A 16,994-nucleotide genomic window follows, 5' to 3' on the forward strand; every position below is an offset into this window, starting at 1 on the left:
CCAAAACAACTTTAAAAACAAAAAGGGCTATTAAGCCCTGAACGATAGTTTTATGCAATCCAGCGGACTACTTCACTTAAACCAGTAGCCGCGAAACGCAGCACAAAAATCGCGACAATCGGTGAAATATCGATCATGCCGACCGAAGGAATGATCCGCCGGAACGGCTCAAGGAACGGCTCACAAATCCGCGCCAAAAACTGTCCGATAGCTGTTTCCCTTGCATTGGGAAACCAGGACATCAATATGTAAATAATTAACGCCCACTGGTAAATCTCGATCAACTGTTGTAACAAGCCTACTACTATTTCCATTTAACTCTACCACCTCGACTCTTGAAAATCACGCTCCTGCATCAGTTCAGAAATATTTCCTGAGACCTCCACATTATCAGGCGTGCATAAGAAAATATTCGCGCCAATCCGCTGAATGTCACCTGTGATCGCATAAACCGTACCGCTTAAAAAATCAACGATTCTTTTCGCCTGGTCGTGCTCAATCCTTTGGAGGTTCACCACGACAGCCCTCCGGTTTTTCAAATGATCGGCAATTTCCTGGGCTTCAGCATATACCCTTGGTTCCATCAGTATCACTTTTGAAGATTTTTGCACACTTTGAAGGCTGACGACATTCTGTTTCTGGACGGTCTGGCGGCTTTGCCTCACAGGTTCAATCTCTTCTTCAACAAGTTGTTCTTCCTCATTATAGTCATATTCATCGTCAAGGAAAAAAAATGTTTTTATTTTTGTCTTAAGGCTCATTTTTTCTGCCCCTCCTATTCATCGCCTACTAATGCTGTGCCGATTCGGATCATCGTGGCACCTTCTTCTATTGCTATTGCAAAATCATTTGACATTCCCATTGAAAGCTCATTGCAAGGAGCATACGCCAGCCCCAGGCTCTGTACTGATGCCTGCAGGGTTTTAAGCGTGCGGAAGCATTGCCTGAGGACATTTTCATCATTTGTATTCGGCGCCATTGTCATCAGCCCGGCCACATTGATTTTCTTGAACCCGCCGAGCTCCCTGATAAAACCCGGAACCGCATCAGGGGCCAATCCATGCTTGGATTCTTCGCCTGATACGTTCACCTGGACGAAACAATTGATTTTTTCCGCAGCACGTTTATCAATTTCTTTTGCAAGGGACAGCCTGTCAACAGAATGGAGATAATCAATTTTGTCTATTACATTTTTAACCTTCCTTGTCTGCAATGTCCCAATGAAATGCCAGACGGGCTTGTCCTTCAGTACACCCTGCTTTTCCAGCAAGCCTTCCTCCCGGTTTTCACCTATATGGACAATGCCTGCCTGTACGGCTTCCGCTGCCCGCTCTGCACTGACATATTTTGTTACAGCAACAATTTTGACCTCATCAGGATTTCGGCCCGCTTTTTGACAGGCCGATTTTATCTGTTCATTAATTTTTTGCAGATTTTCCGAAACTTTCATCTACGGAAGATAATCCTCCTTCCAGCCAATAAAAGCAATCATTCTTCCAGCCGCCCCCCTGTCCCTTCGATGGGAATAGAAATGCTCATTATGGCAGCTGGTACATAAACCGGTCACTTTGATATTTTCCTCTCTTACACCGGCATTCAGCAGAAGTTGTTTATTCAGCTCTCTCAAATCAAGATGATACTGATTTTCTTTAATTTGATTATATGGTTTTTTTTCGACACCTTCTAGTATATTTTGTACCAAAGAAATAACTTTGTTATCAACAATATAACACTTTTCGCAAATGGATGGGCCGATTACTGCTAAAATTCGGCCGGGGGAAACCCCATTTGCTGCAAATTTGGCTGCCATCCGTTTACCGATCCCATGAACCGTCCCCTTCCAGCCGGCATGGGCAAGGCCAACGTGGCCGGTCTCAGGGCTTAAAAAAAAGAGCGGAACGCAGTCGGCGAAGCAAAGGGTCAGGAGAATCCCTTTTTCATCAGCAAAAAAACCATCGGTAGCTGTATATGAGGTTCCATAGTCTGCTGCGCCTTTGCCCCGGTCCGATTTCGTTGCTTTTTTTATGTTGACTTCATGTGTCTGTTCCGCACCAACCCAGCTTTTTAGCGGGAATGCGATCTTTTCAGACAAAATCATGCGGTTTTGGCATACTGCTTCCCTGCTATCACCAACGTGGAAGCCCAAATTGAGGGTGGAAAATTCCTCCCCGCTAACCCCGCCGTTTTTTGTAGAAAATCCGGCAACAAGCCCAGGGTTGTTTTCCATCCACTCCTGAATGAAAAAAGCCTCTTCGGGCCCAAGGATGAATGGTTCCATATCATTACCTCTTCTTTTTTCTACAGTTTACCACAAAAATCCAAGCCGGTCACACAGCTTGCCCCTGGTGCTAGTCTCCGTCCTGTTCCTTTAGATCTCCGCTGTCTTTATAACGGACAAGGATCACATCCTGGCCGATCTTCAAAATATTTTTCCATGGTATGACAACTTCGTCATCACGTCCGAAAAAACCAAGTACTTTTCCTGAACCGCCGATTACAACTGCTTCGATTTTGCCTGTATTTAAGTTAATTTCTATATCTTCTATATTCCCGAGTTTTTTTCCATCCGAAACATTCACAACATCCTTGACTTGAAATTCTGACACTTTAAACATCCCGCGTTCCCCCCGACTTTTGTTTATATGAAAATATATGTAAGGACACCGGCAACAATGATTCAAAATAAAAAGCTGCCCACCGGCAGCTTTAACTTTGAATATTTTTGTTCATTTGTTTGATTGCGGCCTTTTCAAGCCGGGATACCTGAGCCTGGGAAATTCCGATTTCTTCGGCGACCTCCATCTGTGTCTTGCCCTGGAAGAAGCGCTTTCTCAATATGAGTTTCTCCCGCTCATTCAGGCGCCTCATGCCTTCCTTGAGGGCTATTTCTTCGATCCAGTGTGAATCCTTGTTTCGTTCATCGCTCAATTGATCCATCACATAGATCGGGTCCCCGCCATCATTATAGATTGGCTCGAACAGTGACACCGGGTCCTGGATGGCATCAAGCGCAAACACTATTTCTTCGTGGGGAACTTCAAGTACCCTTGCGATTTCTTCAGCTGTTGGTTCCCTCGATACTTCACTCATCAGCCTTTCCCTGACCTGCAAAGCTTTATATGCAATATCCCTTAATGACCGGGACACCCTGATCGGATTGTTGTCCCTTAAGTACCGGCGTATTTCTCCGATAATCATCGGCACTGCATACGTTGAAAATTTCACATTCTGGCTTAAATCAAAATTATCAATCGATTTCATCAGGCCAATACAGCCAACCTGGAACAGGTCATCAACAAACTCGCCCCGGTTGTTAAACCGCTGTATGACGCTTAAAACAAGCCGCAGGTTTCCATTCACAAGCTTTTCTCTGGCGGTAATGTCACCGTTTTGCATCTGTTTGAAAAGCTCGCGCATTTCTTCATTCTTCAAAACCGGCAGCTTTGATGTATCCACCCCGCAAATTTCCACTTTGTTTCGAGTCAATCTCTTTCCCTCCTCACAGGAGTTGCTGTTCAAAAAACAGTATCTCCGTGGGAAGGAAAAATATGCAGTTCTCAATTGGAAGCAAAACGGCATCCGAGGAACAAAAAGCCAAAAAAAACAAATGAAATTCAGAGGTTTTTCATTAAAAAATATTTTTTTACCTGAGAAATAGGCGTAATATTCAAACATTTAATTATTAATGCATTCCTAAACTAATTTTCACATAAAAAATGCGCGGTATTCTAAACCATTTTATTAAATTCCTTCCGCAGCCTTTTAATGATCCGTTTTTCCAGCCGGGAAATATATGACTGGGAGATTCCAAGCATATCCGCGACATCCTTCTGGGTTTTCTCTTCCCCACTGCCAAGCCCAAAGCGCAGTTCCATGATTTGCTTTTCACGGTCTGTCAGCTGCTGCAGTGCCTTGATCAGCAATTTTTTGTCAACATTGGATTCCAGGTCCTTTGTGATGATGTCATCATCTGTTCCGAGCACATCGGAAAGAAGAAGCTCATTTCCATCCCAGTCGATGTTGAGCGGTTCATCAAAAGAAACCTCAGAACGTATTTTATTGTTTCTGCGCAAATACATCAGTATTTCATTTTCAATGCATCTTGAGGCGTATGTAGCAAGCTTTATCTTTTTTTCCGGGTTAAACGTATTCACCGCCTTAATCAATCCGATCGTGCCGATGCTGATCAGGTCCTCAATATTGATGCCGGTATTTTCAAATTTCCGGGCAATGTACACGACAAGCCTCAAGTTCCTCTCGATCAGGATCGACCTGGCTGCTTTGTCGCCATTGGGTAGCTTTTGCAGCAGCATCTCCTCTTCTTCTTTATTTAACGGCGGAGGCAATGCTTCGCTTCCGCCTATATAATATATTTCATCTGTTTTCAAGCCTAATTTCATTAACAATTTATACCAGTAATAAGAAATGCGAAGCCGTATATTTTTCATGGATTGTCCTCCTTCTAAACTATGTATTTTTGAGTATAGTTATATTAGCTTACCTTCACAGTAAAGGCAGTCAGCATTTTAGGATGAACAATACAGTGAAAACTGCCATCCGCGGAAAGCTCCTGCATCGTGAACGACACGAGCGACTTCTCAACCTGGACTGTTTCATCATCTTTTTCGATGATAACAGAATCGGGTTTTACTGCTATTACAAGCTGCTGGGCACGGCCCACGACACTAAACGGGATGATTCTCATCCTGCTCTCAAGCTCCTCTGGAAACGATTCCTCTCCTGTAAAAACAGCTTCCGGATCGCCTGCAAGCATACGCAGGACTTCAGGCATGCCATCAGGAAGATTATTAACTGAAACGAACATGACCGGCGTTTTGGAAATTGGGTCATACAGCTGGTTGCCGCTGTCAATGAGCCCCGTCAGAGCCAGTTCCAGCCCTGGCATGCTAATCTTGACCCCTACCAATTGTTCGTAATGGATTTTTGCCATTTCAGCCTGTTCGATATTCTTTTTTGAAAAGTGCCAGGCAAGCGGAAATCCGAGCAGGACGAACAGCCAGCTGATTGGGTCGCCAAATCCTTTAATATTTGCCAAGGCGGCTGCGGAGGACAGATCCATATCGAAATGAATGAAATAATGTACACCTGTTAATGTTCCACCTGCCAAGAAGGTGGTGAAATACAGGGCCATCAATCCTTTTATAAAATAGCTTAACCGCCGGTAACCAAAGGCACACAGCACCATTAGTACTGAAAACAACAGTTTTACCGCGGGAACGCCTGCAATAGCATGCAGTGGTGTAATGGACAATAAAATGAGAATGGACCCTGTCAACGCTCCTAGAAACAGGCGGCTCAAGCGGATTTTCCTTTTCAGGATCACCGCTGTCAAATAGATGAGCAAGGCGTCAAATAAAAGATTTAAAGCCCATATCACATCAAGGTATACTGTCAAACCACAACCCCCTTTGCGAGCTGTACCCTCTATGAAGCCGGGCATCGGCTTTAATCTGATCCGGCCTCCTATAAATCCGTTACGACAAAGTATAACGTACCTTGCATCTAAAAATGTGTCACTTCCTGTATCCAAAACAGAAGAATATTTTCACCTTTCCCTACGGATTTTGTCACTTTTTTCTATTAAGGGGAATGCAATGAAAAAGCACACCCCAAATATAAGAGGTGTGCTGCTTTTTGCTTTTATGTTAGACAGTATTTAACGACGCCTGTTCCTGTTGCGCAGGAAAGTCGGAATATCAAGCGTATCTTCAGGCTGCTGGGATATTGTAGTTCCCCTTGTCTGCTCCTGCTGGACTTCCTCACGTTTCTGTTCGCGCTTGACAGTGCCGAGGCCCGGATTTGGATTCGGATTCAGTTTTGCCTGGCCGAATGCCGGCCTCGTATTTTTGGGCTGGATCGCTTCTTCATTGAAGCCGGTGGCAATGACGGTTACGACGATCTCATCTTTCAGGTTGTCATTGATGACAGAACCGAAAATCATGTTCACATCCTGATCAGATGCAGAAGCTACGATATCGGCCGCTTCCTGCACTTCATACAGGCTGAGGTTGGACCCGCCGGTAATGTTCATCAGGACACCCTGTGCACCATCGATGGAGGTTTCCAGCAGAGGCGAGGAAACCGCCTTTTTCGCAGCCTCGGCTGCCCGGTTTTCACCTGTGGCAATGCCGATTCCCATCAATGCAGAGCCCTGGTTGGACATGATGGTCTTAACATCGGCAAAATCCAGGTTGATCAATCCAGGGGTTGCAATCAGGTCAGAAATCCCCTGGACACCCTGGCGCAGTACATTATCAGCCTCGCGGAACGCTTCAAGCATTGGCGTGCTTTTGTCCACCATTTCCAGAAGGCGGTCATTCGGGATGACAATCAGTGTATCTACCCCTTCTTTCAGGGCTGCAATCCCGCCGGCTGCCTGGGTTGCCCGTTTGCGGCCTTCGAATGTAAATGGCCGTGTCACAACACCGACTGTAAGCGCACCTAGGTCCCTCGCGATTTGGGCAATGACAGGTGCAGCGCCTGTACCAGTGCCGCCGCCCATCCCGGCAGTAACGAATACCATGTCCGCGCCTCTTAAAGCTTCTTCAATTTGCTCTTTGCTTTCTTCGGCTGCTTTTTTGCCCACTTCAGGATTGGCGCCCGCACCAAGTCCCCGCGTCAATTTACCGCCTATTTGCATCTTGATCTCGGCTTTGGAAAGATTTAAAGCCTGGGCATCTGTATTTACGGCGATGAACTCCACGCCCTGCACACCCTGCTCGATCATTCGGTTAACCGCATTGTTTCCGCCGCCGCCAACACCGATTACTTTTATAGAAGCAAGTGAATCTAAATTCGTATCAAACTCCAACATGACAAATCCTCCTAATTCGTCCATTTTCCTGTTAGCAAGGTTTACTCAAAAAAGTAGCCTAAAAACTTTTTCACTCGTGATGATACTTTTTCTTCCGGCTGTTTTTCCGGCTTCGATTTTGGTTGCGGCTGTTTTTGAGGTCGTTTCTCTTTAAAATCCTGCTCGACAAAAGCATTCTCCATCGTTCTTCCCTGAAGCCTGGCGTTTTTGTATGCAAATTTGATCAGGCCAACTGCAGTCGTAAACTGTGATTCACGGACACCAATGTAATCAGGTATCGCAATCCTGACACGGTTCTGTAAAATTGCCTGGGCCAATTCAGGGACACCCTGCATATTGGCAACGCCGCCTGCGATTACATACCCTCCCGGCAGGTCCCTGGCGCCCATCGTTTTTAACTCGTGTTGCACCAACTGGAATATTTCTTCCATTCGCGCTTCCACTATATCGGCAATTTCCAGCTGGTTGAATTGCTGATGCTGGTCACTGCCGATGATAGGGACACTGAACACTTCCTCCTCGGAAGCGTGGTCGTAATAGGCATGTCCATGTTTTATCTTGATTGCTTCCGCATCCTCAGTAGCGGTCCTCATACCGATTGACAGGTCTTTGGTGATATTGTCACCGCCAACTGGGATTACAGAGGCCCCTTTTAAATGGCCGTTCTCAAAAACCGCTACCGTAGTGGAGCCGCCGCCAATATCAATCAGCGCTACACCCATGTTTTTCTCATCTTTTGACAGTGCGAATGCTCCGGCCGCCAGCGGCTGAAGGACTATGTCGATAATTTCCAGTCCTGCCCGTTCTACACAGCGCAGGGTATTATGTAAAATAGTTTTCGATCCGGTAATAATTGTTCCTTCCATTTCAAGGCGGACACCGATCATGCCGCGCGGGTCCGTGATTTCATCAAGCCCGTCAACGATGAATTGCTTCGGGATGACGTCAATGATTTCTCTTTCAGGAGGGATGGAAACAACCTGGGCTGCATCAATGACCCTGGCAACATCCTCATTTGTGATCTCCCGGTTGTCGCTGGAGACCGCAACCACACCATGGCAGGGCTGCAGTGTCACATGGTTGCCGGTAACGCCGACAATAACCTGGTTAATCTGCATTCCTATCATTCTCTCGGCCTGCTCGACCGCTTTTTTAATAGAATGAACTGTTTCATCTATATCAACAATTGAGCCCTTCCTTAAACCTTCGGACTTCACATTGCCAACACCTATAATATTTAAAGAGTCATTGACCATTTCGCCGATGATTACTTTCACACTGGATGTACCGATGTCTAGACTCACATATATATCATTGCTGTTCATTCTTTGGCACCTCCTTTAACATTTGCTAATTGCCCGGACAGCAACTTATTGCTTGCTTTTTCTCGTTTTTACCATATTCGTCACAATTAAATGATTCCCTTTAAAAATATCATTTTTTTTTCTATTTTTCACCGTTTGTTGACCATTTTGTTAACAGAATTCTCCTGATCACGGCGATATTCTGGAACAGCCTTACGCCAAAAGCGAAAACAGCTGCTAAATACAAGTCTACACCAAGATGAACACCTAGAAAAGCTAAACTTGCAGCAAGCAATATATTAAAAAAGAATCCTGATACAAATACCTTTTCGTCGTAAATATGCTGAAGGTTTGCCCGAATGCCCCCGAATAACGTATCAAGTGCTGCAAGGATGGCAATTGACAGATAGTTAGAGTATTCATCCGGGATCCTGATATCGGTCAACAGCCCGATAATCACGCCAATAACCAATCCCATAACGGGGAGCCACATGATCAACTGCCTCCTTTTTCTTCCTTGACAGGCTCCATAAACCGAATCCTGATTGTATCCTGGTACGCTGGAATAATAATATCCTTTTCTGGTCTTTTTATTTTTACCGAGAGGTTATCTATAAAGAACTCCTCTGCCGCTGATGAAACCTGCATTCGGTTGTAAAGCTTCCCGGCCGCTGCCGGGCTTTCGGTGATCACTTTTATCTCAAAAGGGAGACGGTTGAGTGAATGGCCGTTTATTTTCGTTTCCCTGTTGATTTCACGGATGACTGTCGTATTGATGACCCTTTCTCCATCAATGGAAATATGGAGCGCCCCGTACATATTTAATTCATTTAACAGTCTTTTAAGCAAGTCGGGCGGGACGGAAGAAGCAGCTTTGCCTGCTATGCCCACATCGGCAGGTTCAACGGACAGCACTATTCCCGGTCCGGAAACCTCCGTAAGTCCGGCTTCAGTTTTCAGTTCATCCAATGTCTCCCGGAGAACCTGTTCCTTGCTTTGCTCAATTTCAGTTTCATAGCTTGCAAGCTTTTCATCATTGGATCGGATTTCAAGAAGCAATCTGGATTGAAGCTCTTTTTCTTTCATTAAATCCTGCCGCAGCTCCCAAGTATCCCTCGTGTCCCTCACCACCGGCTTGCTGACAGTCTGAAACTGGATGGCAACCATGAAGCCGATGATGGCAGCGACGATTACAAACCCGAATTGCTTACTGTCCGGCATCATGTTCACTCCTTAATCAAAATGCATTGTACCTTTCCCGCGCTCCTCGGATTTTCCACTCCGGAATTTAGCTGCCAAGAATCGGATCCATGACAATTTCCTGTTTTTCTTCAAGTGAGAATACAATCTGGTCGTTGACAAGCTGGTCGCGGACTCCGCCGGTAATATTTAATGCGGATGATAGTACTTCAGAGTCTCCAATCGCAGCAATTTTAAACGGGGCAGGATGCTGCTTGCCATCAACTGTAATGACAGGCCCGTCGCAAAGAATATAGGAATTATGGGACAGCCGCTGGCCATTGATGGATATGGCAGTCGCCCCTGCAATGTATAATTCATTGACTACTTTGAAAACATGGTGCTCATGGACAAGGTAACTATTGATATTTTCCTCAGCAGGATCATATTCGCCGTCGCTGAGAGTCACCTGGACGCCACTGCCTTTTACCTTTACTTTTCCAAGAAACATCCTGTATTTTTCCGTATCCTCGGCAAGGTTAAAAAAAACCTGGGCCTCTTTCGCAAGGTTTTCTTCTATTTTCCTGATTTTCCCCTGTTTTTTCTTCAACTCGCCCTGGAGCTCGCGGTTTTTTTCGCCTTGTTCGATCAATTCATTCCGAAGGCTTAAATTTTGTTCCCACTGTCTGTCCGTAATTTGTTCGTCATTATTTTCGCTTTGTGTCACCCTGTAGGAAAATGCGATCATAAACCCAAGCACAAGGCAAACAAGCGCAAGGATGACCCGATTACTGTTCAGTTTCTTTTTCAATTTCAACTTTTTCAGCTTCCTCTGCTTCATAAGCTTTAAAATAAGAGCCTACTTCAAGGTCGATGACACCTTGTTTCCCTGGTTCAAGCTGGGTGACAATCGACGGATAATGCACCATTTTTTCAGCAAAGCTTCTCAGTGATGCATTTACCTCATAACCGTCATTCATGAAAAGGGTTATTCTGTATGCATCCGTTTTTGAAGGTTTATATTGAATTTCTGAAATGGAATTAACGACCTCATCCGGGATGGTCTTAAGGGCTGCAATCATTTCATCAAGCGGTTCGCCTTCATTGAATCCCACCAGCAACGGGGCATTCACCGGAAGTTCAGCCATTTGCCGTTTTTCCAGTACCGCGCCGCTTTCCAAAACTGGATAAAAATTTGTTCCCTTTGATACGTAAGCGATCCGGCCATGCTCTTCTATATGAATGACAATGGTGTTTGGGAACTTCACCTTTATCCGGGCAGTTTTAATTTCAGGAAGCTGTTTCAGCTTCTTCGCCACTTTGTTTTCATTCAATTTCCAAATATTTGATTTCGGAGCAATTCCGCTATGTGCCACAATTTCCGGCTGAGAGTAGGACTCATTCCCTGTTACGGTAATCATTTTTACCCTGCTTAATGGAGATTGGAAATAAATAATAACAGCAATTAACGAGAAAAATAAGATTAATAGCGTAATCAGCCTTCTGTTCGCTTTTTTCCGCCGCTGTTGCTTTAATTTAGGGATTCTGTCCTCTATGGAGACGATTTTCCCCTTTTCCATATCCAAACACCTCTCATCCAGCGGATTCCTTGTTCAATCGGAGGGAGCTCACTCAGGAAGGAGCAAATCAAAATTTCTATGATCATTTCACCGGAGGAAAATGCCCCAAAACTGAAAACAACGGCACTAATAATTAGGCCGTTATTTACTCCCTGTAAACAACTCATGCTGACTAATCTAATGAAATATTATATCACAGAAATTGACAGCTTAAAGAGGATTTATGATTATTTCCGCCCTATTATTTCAACTTCCGTTTCTATGTTGATGCCATATTTGTCAAAGACTGTGTCCTTCACATGCTGAATAAGCGCAAGTACATCATCGGCTGTGGCATTGCCGGCATTCACAATGAAATTGCCATGCATTTCAGAGATTTTTGCACCGCCGATCGAGTGCCCTTTCAAGCCGGCATTTTCAATCAATTTACCTGCATAATCAGGCAGGGGGTTCCTAAAAATGCTGCCTGCACACGGATAATTCCACGGCTGTGTCTCTTTCCGGTAATCCTTGTTTTTCTGGATTTCGGCAACAATGCTTTCCCTGTCTCCCTCATTCAGCTGGAAAACCGCTTCGAGCACAATGCCAGGCCGTTTCTTTTGGAGGATTGATGTCCTGTAGGAAAATTCCATATCTTCATTTGCCAGCCATTCGATCGTTCCATCTTCAAACAGGATGTGTGCCTTCTCCAAAATCCGGGAAATATCGGAGCCATGGGCACCGGCATTCATGTACACAGCCCCGCCCACGGAACCAGGAATCCCGCCGGCAAACTCAAGTCCGGACAGTCCTTTCCTGCTGATCGTCATTGCAAGGCTTACAACTGAATAGCCTCCGCCCGCTGTGACCTTCGCACCATCTATCTCCATATGTGCGAGGCCAGGCCCCAGCTTTATCACAACACCTTCTATTCCTTTATCAGAAACAAGCAGATTTGAGCCCCGGCCAATCGCGGTCCATTTCACCTTCGCCTCGCGAATAAGCTCCATCGCTTTTTTGAGATTGTCAATGGAGGATGGCTCTATATATATATCGGCGGGTCCGCCGATTTTTATTGTCGTATGGTTGGCCAGTGGTTCATTTTCTTTTACAGTTCCAATATTAAGGTCTGTCAATCGTTTTGAAAGTTCCTTCATAAAAACCGTCCTTTCATTTGAGAGGTTAGATGTTGGACTTTGGGCGCACATCGGAAAGCCCTTTACCATGCTTCGAAATGTTGCTCCACTCCAACCTTCAACTTCCCGCTTCTAATTTCTAGTATTGTATGCCTGAAGCAATTACCGGGCTACTTTCACAATATCCTTCATCAGCTTGTAAAGCCTCTTGGCCGCATCCGGAATCCCGAGCTGTCTGGCGCCATTTTTCATCTCCGCGAGCTTTAAGCTGTCAGTCAGGATCTGGTCGATATGTTCAATCAGCCTCGGCCCGGTGAGATCCTTTTCAAGGAGAAGTTCTGCCGCGCCGTAATCGCTTAGTGCACGTGCATTTTTCTCCTGGTGGTTATTCGTGACATACGGGCTTGGAATCAAAATGCTCGGTATGCCGAGCGATGTCAGTTCGGCAAGGGTGGTCGCCCCTGCCCGTGCGACCACCAGGTCGATCCCTGCCAGCACTTCAGGCATATTATGAATAAAAGGCTTGATGATCACGTTTTCCGGGTTTCCGACCAGTTCGACTTCCTTCCGGATTTCTTCGTAGTGGACATCCCCTGTTACATATAACACTTGATAAGGCTTAGACCCTAGCTCTGTAAGAGACTTAAGTACCGCTTCATTTATCGGCTTGGCCCCTCGGCTCCCGCCAAAAATCAAAACAGCCGGCATTTTCATTTTCAAGCCTGCTGACAGCCTGCCGCGAATCCCGTCCTGGCCAATCACTTCAGACGCTCTCGGGTTGCCTGTCAGCACCGTTTTTTCTGCTGGAAAAAACTCCTTCGCTTCTTCAAAACACACGGCGATCCGGTCGGCATAACGGCTTAAAAATTTATTGGTCAGCCCGGGGACGCTGTTCTGTTCGTGGATGACGGAAGGAATCCCAAGACGTGATGCCGCATATACCACGGGTCCGCATACATAACCGCCTGTGCCTATCACAACATCCGGCTTGAATTCCTTAAGGAGCCGTTTACTATCCCGCACCCCTTTTAAGAACCTGAGCACAGTCTTCACATTTTCAAATGACAGCTTTCTTTTAAAACCTGTAATATGTATTGATTTAAACGGTATGTTCTCAATCGGGACCAGTTTGCTCTCTAGCCCTTTTTCAGTGCCAATATAAAGAAACTCAACATCTTGTTCTTTTTTTTGGATTTCTCTTATAAGAGCGAGTGCCGGATAGATATGCCCTCCGGTTCCACCGCCGCTTACAGCTATTCTCATTTTCCCACCTCATTAAGAGAGTAATTTTTCTCTATGTTTAATTTTATTCGTTTTTGTTATGTATTGAAAAATGCACTCCCCGGCTTTACCCTATTCTACTATATACTAAACTTCATCATATATTTAGTGGGCGATGTAAATAAAATGTAACATAACAATTTCAGGTGTTGCAGGACAGGATTAACAACGCGAACGAAAAGAAACCCTGCGTGGCAGGGTTTCTATTTAATATCTTGAGTAGCGGCTGATATTTAATAACACTCCCACCGCCACAAGCATAAGCGTTAGGGATGACCCACCGTAGCTAAGGAAAGGCAGGGTGATTCCGGTTACAGGCATCAGGCCTGTAACAACCCCTATGTTGATCATTACCTGTATTGCAATCATTGCAATGATCCCGACTGCGAGCAAGCTGCCGTATAGATCAGGGGCGCCAAGCGCAATTCTGATCCCCCTCCACAAAAGCAAAGAGAAGAGCAGCAGGATAAATGAACCCCCGATAAATCCCAACTCCTCAGCAAGAATCGCAAAGATGAAATCAGTTTGAGGTTCCGGCAGGTAAAAGAATTTTTGCCTGCTCTGTCCGAGCCCGAGTCCGAACAATCCGCCCGGCCCGATCGCAAACAGGGACTGGATCATTTGAAAGCCGCTTCCCTGTGGGTCCTGCCATGGGTCCAAAAACGAAGTGATCCGTTTTATCCTGTAGGGTGCTGAAGCAACCAGTCCGATAAAGCCGGCAACCCCGAGAAGGCCCAGTCCAAGAAAATGGCTGATGCGTGCCCCGGCAATAAAGATCATCACCACACATGTACCCACCATGACCGTGCCGGTTCCAAGGTCCGGCTGGAGCATAATCATCCCAAACGCTGTAAATACGAGAGCCAGGGAAGGAAACAGCCCATTTTTAAACGATGTGATCTGTTTCTGACGCTCAGACAGGAATTTTGCAAGAAAAGCAATCATTGCCAGCTTCATAAATTCTGACGGCTGGATGGAAAATGCGCCTACCCCAATCCAGCTTCGCGAACCATTGCGGACATTTCCAATCCCGGGAATGAGGACCATGACAAGCAAAACAAAACAGACAATGAGAATAAGCTTTGCCCATGTTCGCCACGTCCAGTAATCAACATTCATGATAAAAAACATGGCGGCAACCCCGACACCGGCAAACAACATTTGCCGCTTGGCGAAGAAAAAGGAGTCTTCGAACTTATAGTCAGCCAAAACAGCACTGGCGCTGTAGACCATGATCAGCCCCATCGCCAGCAATGTAAACGTAATGATCAACAGAATAAAGTCGGGAGTCGTTTTTTTCGTTGGCAACGGTACACACCTCTGCTTTTGTTTAGGGCGTCCCCAGTTTCAAAAGTGGTTCCCATCTGAGACAAGCCCTTACTTAAGCTTATGCACCGCTTCGATAAACATGTCTCCCCTGACTTCAAAAGTTTTATACTGGTCCCAGCTCGCACATGCAGGGGACAGGAGGATGACATCGCCTGGTTCAGAATGTTTGTAAGCCTCAGGAACGGCCTTTTCAACATTATCGACACGCAATATCGTATTTATTCCTGCCTGTTTGCCTGCTTGTCCTATTTTATCTGCCGTCTCCCCAAAGGTGATCAGCACCTTTACGCCTTTCAATGACGGGATCAATTCGTCAAACCCGTTTCCCCTGTCAAGGCCCCCGGCAAGCAGGATCACCGGAGAATTAAACGCTGCCAGGGAGTTCTGGGCAGCGAGGATATTAGTCGCTTTTGAGTCATTAAAAAACTTGCGGCCCTTAATTTCCGCCACATATTGCAGCCGGTGTTTAACACCAGTAAAAGTTTTAAGAACACTTACAATGGCTGCTGTGTCCACTCCTGACAGAATGGAAGCGGCAATGGCCGACAAAACGTTTTCAAGATGGATGTTCTGGGCGATTTCGGACGTCCGGACAATCTGCTGCCCGTTAAAACAGACCCACCCATCCTTGAGACAGGCACCGCTTTCCAGCACTTTTTTTGTGGAAAAAGGGATGATCCTGGCCCGTGATGACCTTGCAATCGCCATGACTTCCTCCTGGTCGGCATTAACGATCAAGTAGTCTTCCCCGTCCTGGTTTTTGGCAATATTCGCTTTTGCCATGATATATTCATCTTTTGTACCGTGATAGTCCAAATGGGCATCATACAGGTTCGTGATGATGGCGATTTTAGGTTTAAAGGATGATATTCCCATCAGCTGAAATGATGATAACTCGATCACTATAGTGTTGCTGTCATCTGCTTCCTGTGCAACACCTGAAGCAACCGTGCCGATGTTTCCAGCGATGAGAGGTTTTTTATTTCCTTCATCAAGCATTTCGAATACGAGGGTGGTGGTAGTTGTTTTCCCATTGGTACCGGTAATCCCGATGAACGGTGCCTCAGAAATTTGATAGGCTAGCTCAACTTCAGTAATGATGGGGATGTCGTTTTCCAATGCCTTGACGATCATCGGGTTATGATATGGGATTCCCGGATTTTTCACGATCAGTTCAAATCCATCATCGAGCAGCTCAACCGGATGGCTGCCGCACACTACTTTGATGCCCTGTTCCAAAAGGCCCTGGGCTTCAGGGTTTTCAGAAAGGGGTCTCATATCATTAACCGTAACAAACGCTCCAAGCTTATGTAACAGTGAGGCCGCGCTGACCCCGCTTTTCGCAAGGCCAAGGACCAATATCTTTTTATGCTGATAGCTCTTTATCTGTTTCACTTAAATCCACACCTCAATATAAATTCCAAGAATCGCGAATAACAGTCCGACCGTCCAGAATGTTACAACGACCCGCCACTCTGACCAGCCTGCCAGCTCATAATGGTGATGGAGCGGACTCATCCTGAAAATTCTTTTTCCCGTTGTCTTAAATGATATCACTTGAAGGATCACAGACAAAGTTTCAATAACGAATACTCCGCCAATAATGACCAGCAGGATTTCGAGCTTTGTTAAAATTGCGATTGTGGCGATCGCGCCTCCAAGAGCAAGCGAACCAGTATCGCCCATGAATACCTTGGCAGGGTGGGCGTTGAAGACAAGGAACCCGAGCACCGCCCCGACAACAGCAACAGAAAAAATGGACAATTCATATTGAGACTGGTTCCATGCCAGAACGGCGAAGGCTCCAAAAGCAATCGCCGCCGTTCCGGATACAAGGCCGTCGAGGCCGTCAGTAAGATTGACAGCGTTAGAAAAGCCTACCATCCAAAAAATGATCAGCAAAACATAAGCCCAGCCGAGGTCAAAAGAATAATCGGTCAACGGGATGCTAATTTCCGTAGAAAAATTGCTTTGTTTAAATATTAAATAAAAAATGACCGATATAATAATTTGTCCGAGTAATTTTTGCCTTGAAGTCAACCCGAGGTTCCGTTTCATCACAACTTTGATAAAATCGTCCAGGAACCCGAGAAAGCCGAATCCGATCGTCACCAACAGGAGAAGATATGTCCGTACAGTCGGCTCGGAGAATTTGCCAGTCATCACCAAGGTGGTAACGGTAATCGACAATAGGATCATGATGCCGCCCATTGTCGGTGTCCCTGACTTTTTTTGGTGGGACTGCGGCCCTTCTTCACGGATGCTTTGCCCAAACTTCAGCCTTCTCAGAAAAGGAATAAAAACTGGAGACAAAAGCACAGTTATCAAGAAGCCTACCAGTATTGTGAAAAAGATAACTTGCTCCAGCATA

Annotated in this window: 19 protein-coding genes; all 19 read right to left on the minus strand. The window is 45.7% G+C overall.

The features are described from left to right. Nucleotides 1-50: 50 nt before the first annotated feature. Nucleotides 51-314, minus strand: coding sequence for a YggT family protein (locus tag CVD19_RS07655; RefSeq protein WP_101581264.1), 264 nt, complete (start codon nucleotides 312-314; stop codon nucleotides 51-53). A gap of 6 nt (nucleotides 315-320) precedes the next feature. Beyond that, nucleotides 321-761: a cell division protein SepF gene (locus tag CVD19_RS07660; RefSeq protein ID WP_101581265.1), complete on the minus strand. Its 441-nt coding sequence runs from the start codon at nucleotides 759-761 to the stop codon at nucleotides 321-323. A 14-nt stretch (nucleotides 762-775) separates the two neighbouring features. Further along, nucleotides 776-1,450 (minus strand): YggS family pyridoxal phosphate-dependent enzyme, encoded by a 675-nt coding sequence (locus tag CVD19_RS07665; protein ID WP_101581266.1) that lies wholly within the window; start codon nucleotides 1,448-1,450, stop codon nucleotides 776-778. After that, on the minus strand, nucleotides 1,451-2,278 hold the full coding sequence (gene pgeF, locus CVD19_RS07670) for a peptidoglycan editing factor PgeF (protein WP_101581267.1): 828 nt from the start codon (nucleotides 2,276-2,278) through the stop codon (nucleotides 1,451-1,453). A 70-nt stretch (nucleotides 2,279-2,348) separates the two neighbouring features. Further along, complete coding sequence (locus CVD19_RS07675; RefSeq protein WP_101581268.1) at nucleotides 2,349-2,615, minus strand: YlmC/YmxH family sporulation protein; 267 nt, start codon at nucleotides 2,613-2,615, stop codon at nucleotides 2,349-2,351. 91 nt (nucleotides 2,616-2,706) lie between these two features. After that, nucleotides 2,707-3,486, minus strand: a complete 780-nt coding sequence (gene sigG, locus CVD19_RS07680; RefSeq protein ID WP_101581269.1) for an RNA polymerase sporulation sigma factor SigG — start codon at nucleotides 3,484-3,486, stop codon at nucleotides 2,707-2,709. A gap of 242 nt (nucleotides 3,487-3,728) precedes the next feature. Beyond that, a complete protein-coding gene (gene sigE, locus CVD19_RS07685; RefSeq protein ID WP_101581270.1) occupies nucleotides 3,729-4,448 on the minus strand; it encodes an RNA polymerase sporulation sigma factor SigE in 720 nt (239 codons plus the stop codon). A gap of 44 nt (nucleotides 4,449-4,492) precedes the next feature. Next, nucleotides 4,493-5,416 carry a sigma-E processing peptidase SpoIIGA gene (spoIIGA, locus tag CVD19_RS07690; protein ID WP_101581271.1) on the minus strand — a complete coding sequence of 308 codons (924 nt, stop codon included), beginning with the start codon at nucleotides 5,414-5,416 and terminating at the stop codon, nucleotides 4,493-4,495. 261 nt (nucleotides 5,417-5,677) lie between these two features. Further along, a complete protein-coding gene (ftsZ, locus tag CVD19_RS07700; protein ID WP_101581273.1) occupies nucleotides 5,678-6,835 on the minus strand; it encodes a cell division protein FtsZ in 1,158 nt (385 codons plus the stop codon). Between the two features lie 41 nt (nucleotides 6,836-6,876). Further along, nucleotides 6,877-8,160, minus strand: a complete 1,284-nt coding sequence (gene ftsA / locus CVD19_RS07705) for a cell division protein FtsA (protein ID WP_101581274.1) — start codon at nucleotides 8,158-8,160, stop codon at nucleotides 6,877-6,879. Between the two features lie 121 nt (nucleotides 8,161-8,281). After that, nucleotides 8,282-8,632 carry a small basic family protein gene (locus CVD19_RS07710; RefSeq protein ID WP_101581275.1) on the minus strand — a complete coding sequence of 117 codons (351 nt, stop codon included), beginning with the start codon at nucleotides 8,630-8,632 and terminating at the stop codon, nucleotides 8,282-8,284. A gap of 2 nt (nucleotides 8,633-8,634) precedes the next feature. Continuing rightward, nucleotides 8,635-9,360, minus strand: a complete 726-nt coding sequence (locus tag CVD19_RS07715) for a DUF881 domain-containing protein (protein ID WP_101581276.1) — start codon at nucleotides 9,358-9,360, stop codon at nucleotides 8,635-8,637. A 67-nt stretch (nucleotides 9,361-9,427) separates the two neighbouring features. Further along, nucleotides 9,428-10,159 (minus strand): DUF881 domain-containing protein, encoded by a 732-nt coding sequence (locus CVD19_RS07720; protein WP_101581277.1) that lies wholly within the window; start codon nucleotides 10,157-10,159, stop codon nucleotides 9,428-9,430. Next, nucleotides 10,107-10,898 carry a cell division protein FtsQ/DivIB gene (locus CVD19_RS07725; protein ID WP_101581278.1) on the minus strand — a complete coding sequence of 264 codons (792 nt, stop codon included), beginning with the start codon at nucleotides 10,896-10,898 and terminating at the stop codon, nucleotides 10,107-10,109. The genes CVD19_RS07720 and CVD19_RS07725 overlap by 53 nt, the downstream gene beginning before the upstream one ends. A gap of 227 nt (nucleotides 10,899-11,125) precedes the next feature. Continuing rightward, nucleotides 11,126-12,034, minus strand: a complete 909-nt coding sequence (gene murB, locus CVD19_RS07730) for a UDP-N-acetylmuramate dehydrogenase (RefSeq protein ID WP_101581279.1) — start codon at nucleotides 12,032-12,034, stop codon at nucleotides 11,126-11,128. A gap of 141 nt (nucleotides 12,035-12,175) precedes the next feature. Then, nucleotides 12,176-13,276: an undecaprenyldiphospho-muramoylpentapeptide beta-N-acetylglucosaminyltransferase gene (gene murG, locus CVD19_RS07735; RefSeq protein WP_101581280.1), complete on the minus strand. Its 1,101-nt coding sequence runs from the start codon at nucleotides 13,274-13,276 to the stop codon at nucleotides 12,176-12,178. Between the two features lie 225 nt (nucleotides 13,277-13,501). Then, a complete protein-coding gene (gene spoVE, locus CVD19_RS07740; RefSeq protein ID WP_101581281.1) occupies nucleotides 13,502-14,602 on the minus strand; it encodes a stage V sporulation protein E in 1,101 nt (366 codons plus the stop codon). Nucleotides 14,603-14,671: 69 nt separating this feature from the next. Next, nucleotides 14,672-16,018, minus strand: a complete 1,347-nt coding sequence (gene murD / locus CVD19_RS07745) for a UDP-N-acetylmuramoyl-L-alanine--D-glutamate ligase (RefSeq protein ID WP_101581282.1) — start codon at nucleotides 16,016-16,018, stop codon at nucleotides 14,672-14,674. Beyond that, nucleotides 16,019-16,993, minus strand: coding sequence for a phospho-N-acetylmuramoyl-pentapeptide-transferase (mraY, locus tag CVD19_RS07750; RefSeq protein ID WP_101581283.1), 975 nt, complete (start codon nucleotides 16,991-16,993; stop codon nucleotides 16,019-16,021). Between the last annotated feature and the right edge of the window lies 1 nt (nucleotide 16,994).

Source organism: Bacillus sp. T33-2, assembly GCF_002860205.1.
In the GTDB taxonomy this organism is placed as follows: Bacteria; Bacillota; Bacilli; order Bacillales; family Cytobacillaceae; genus T33-2.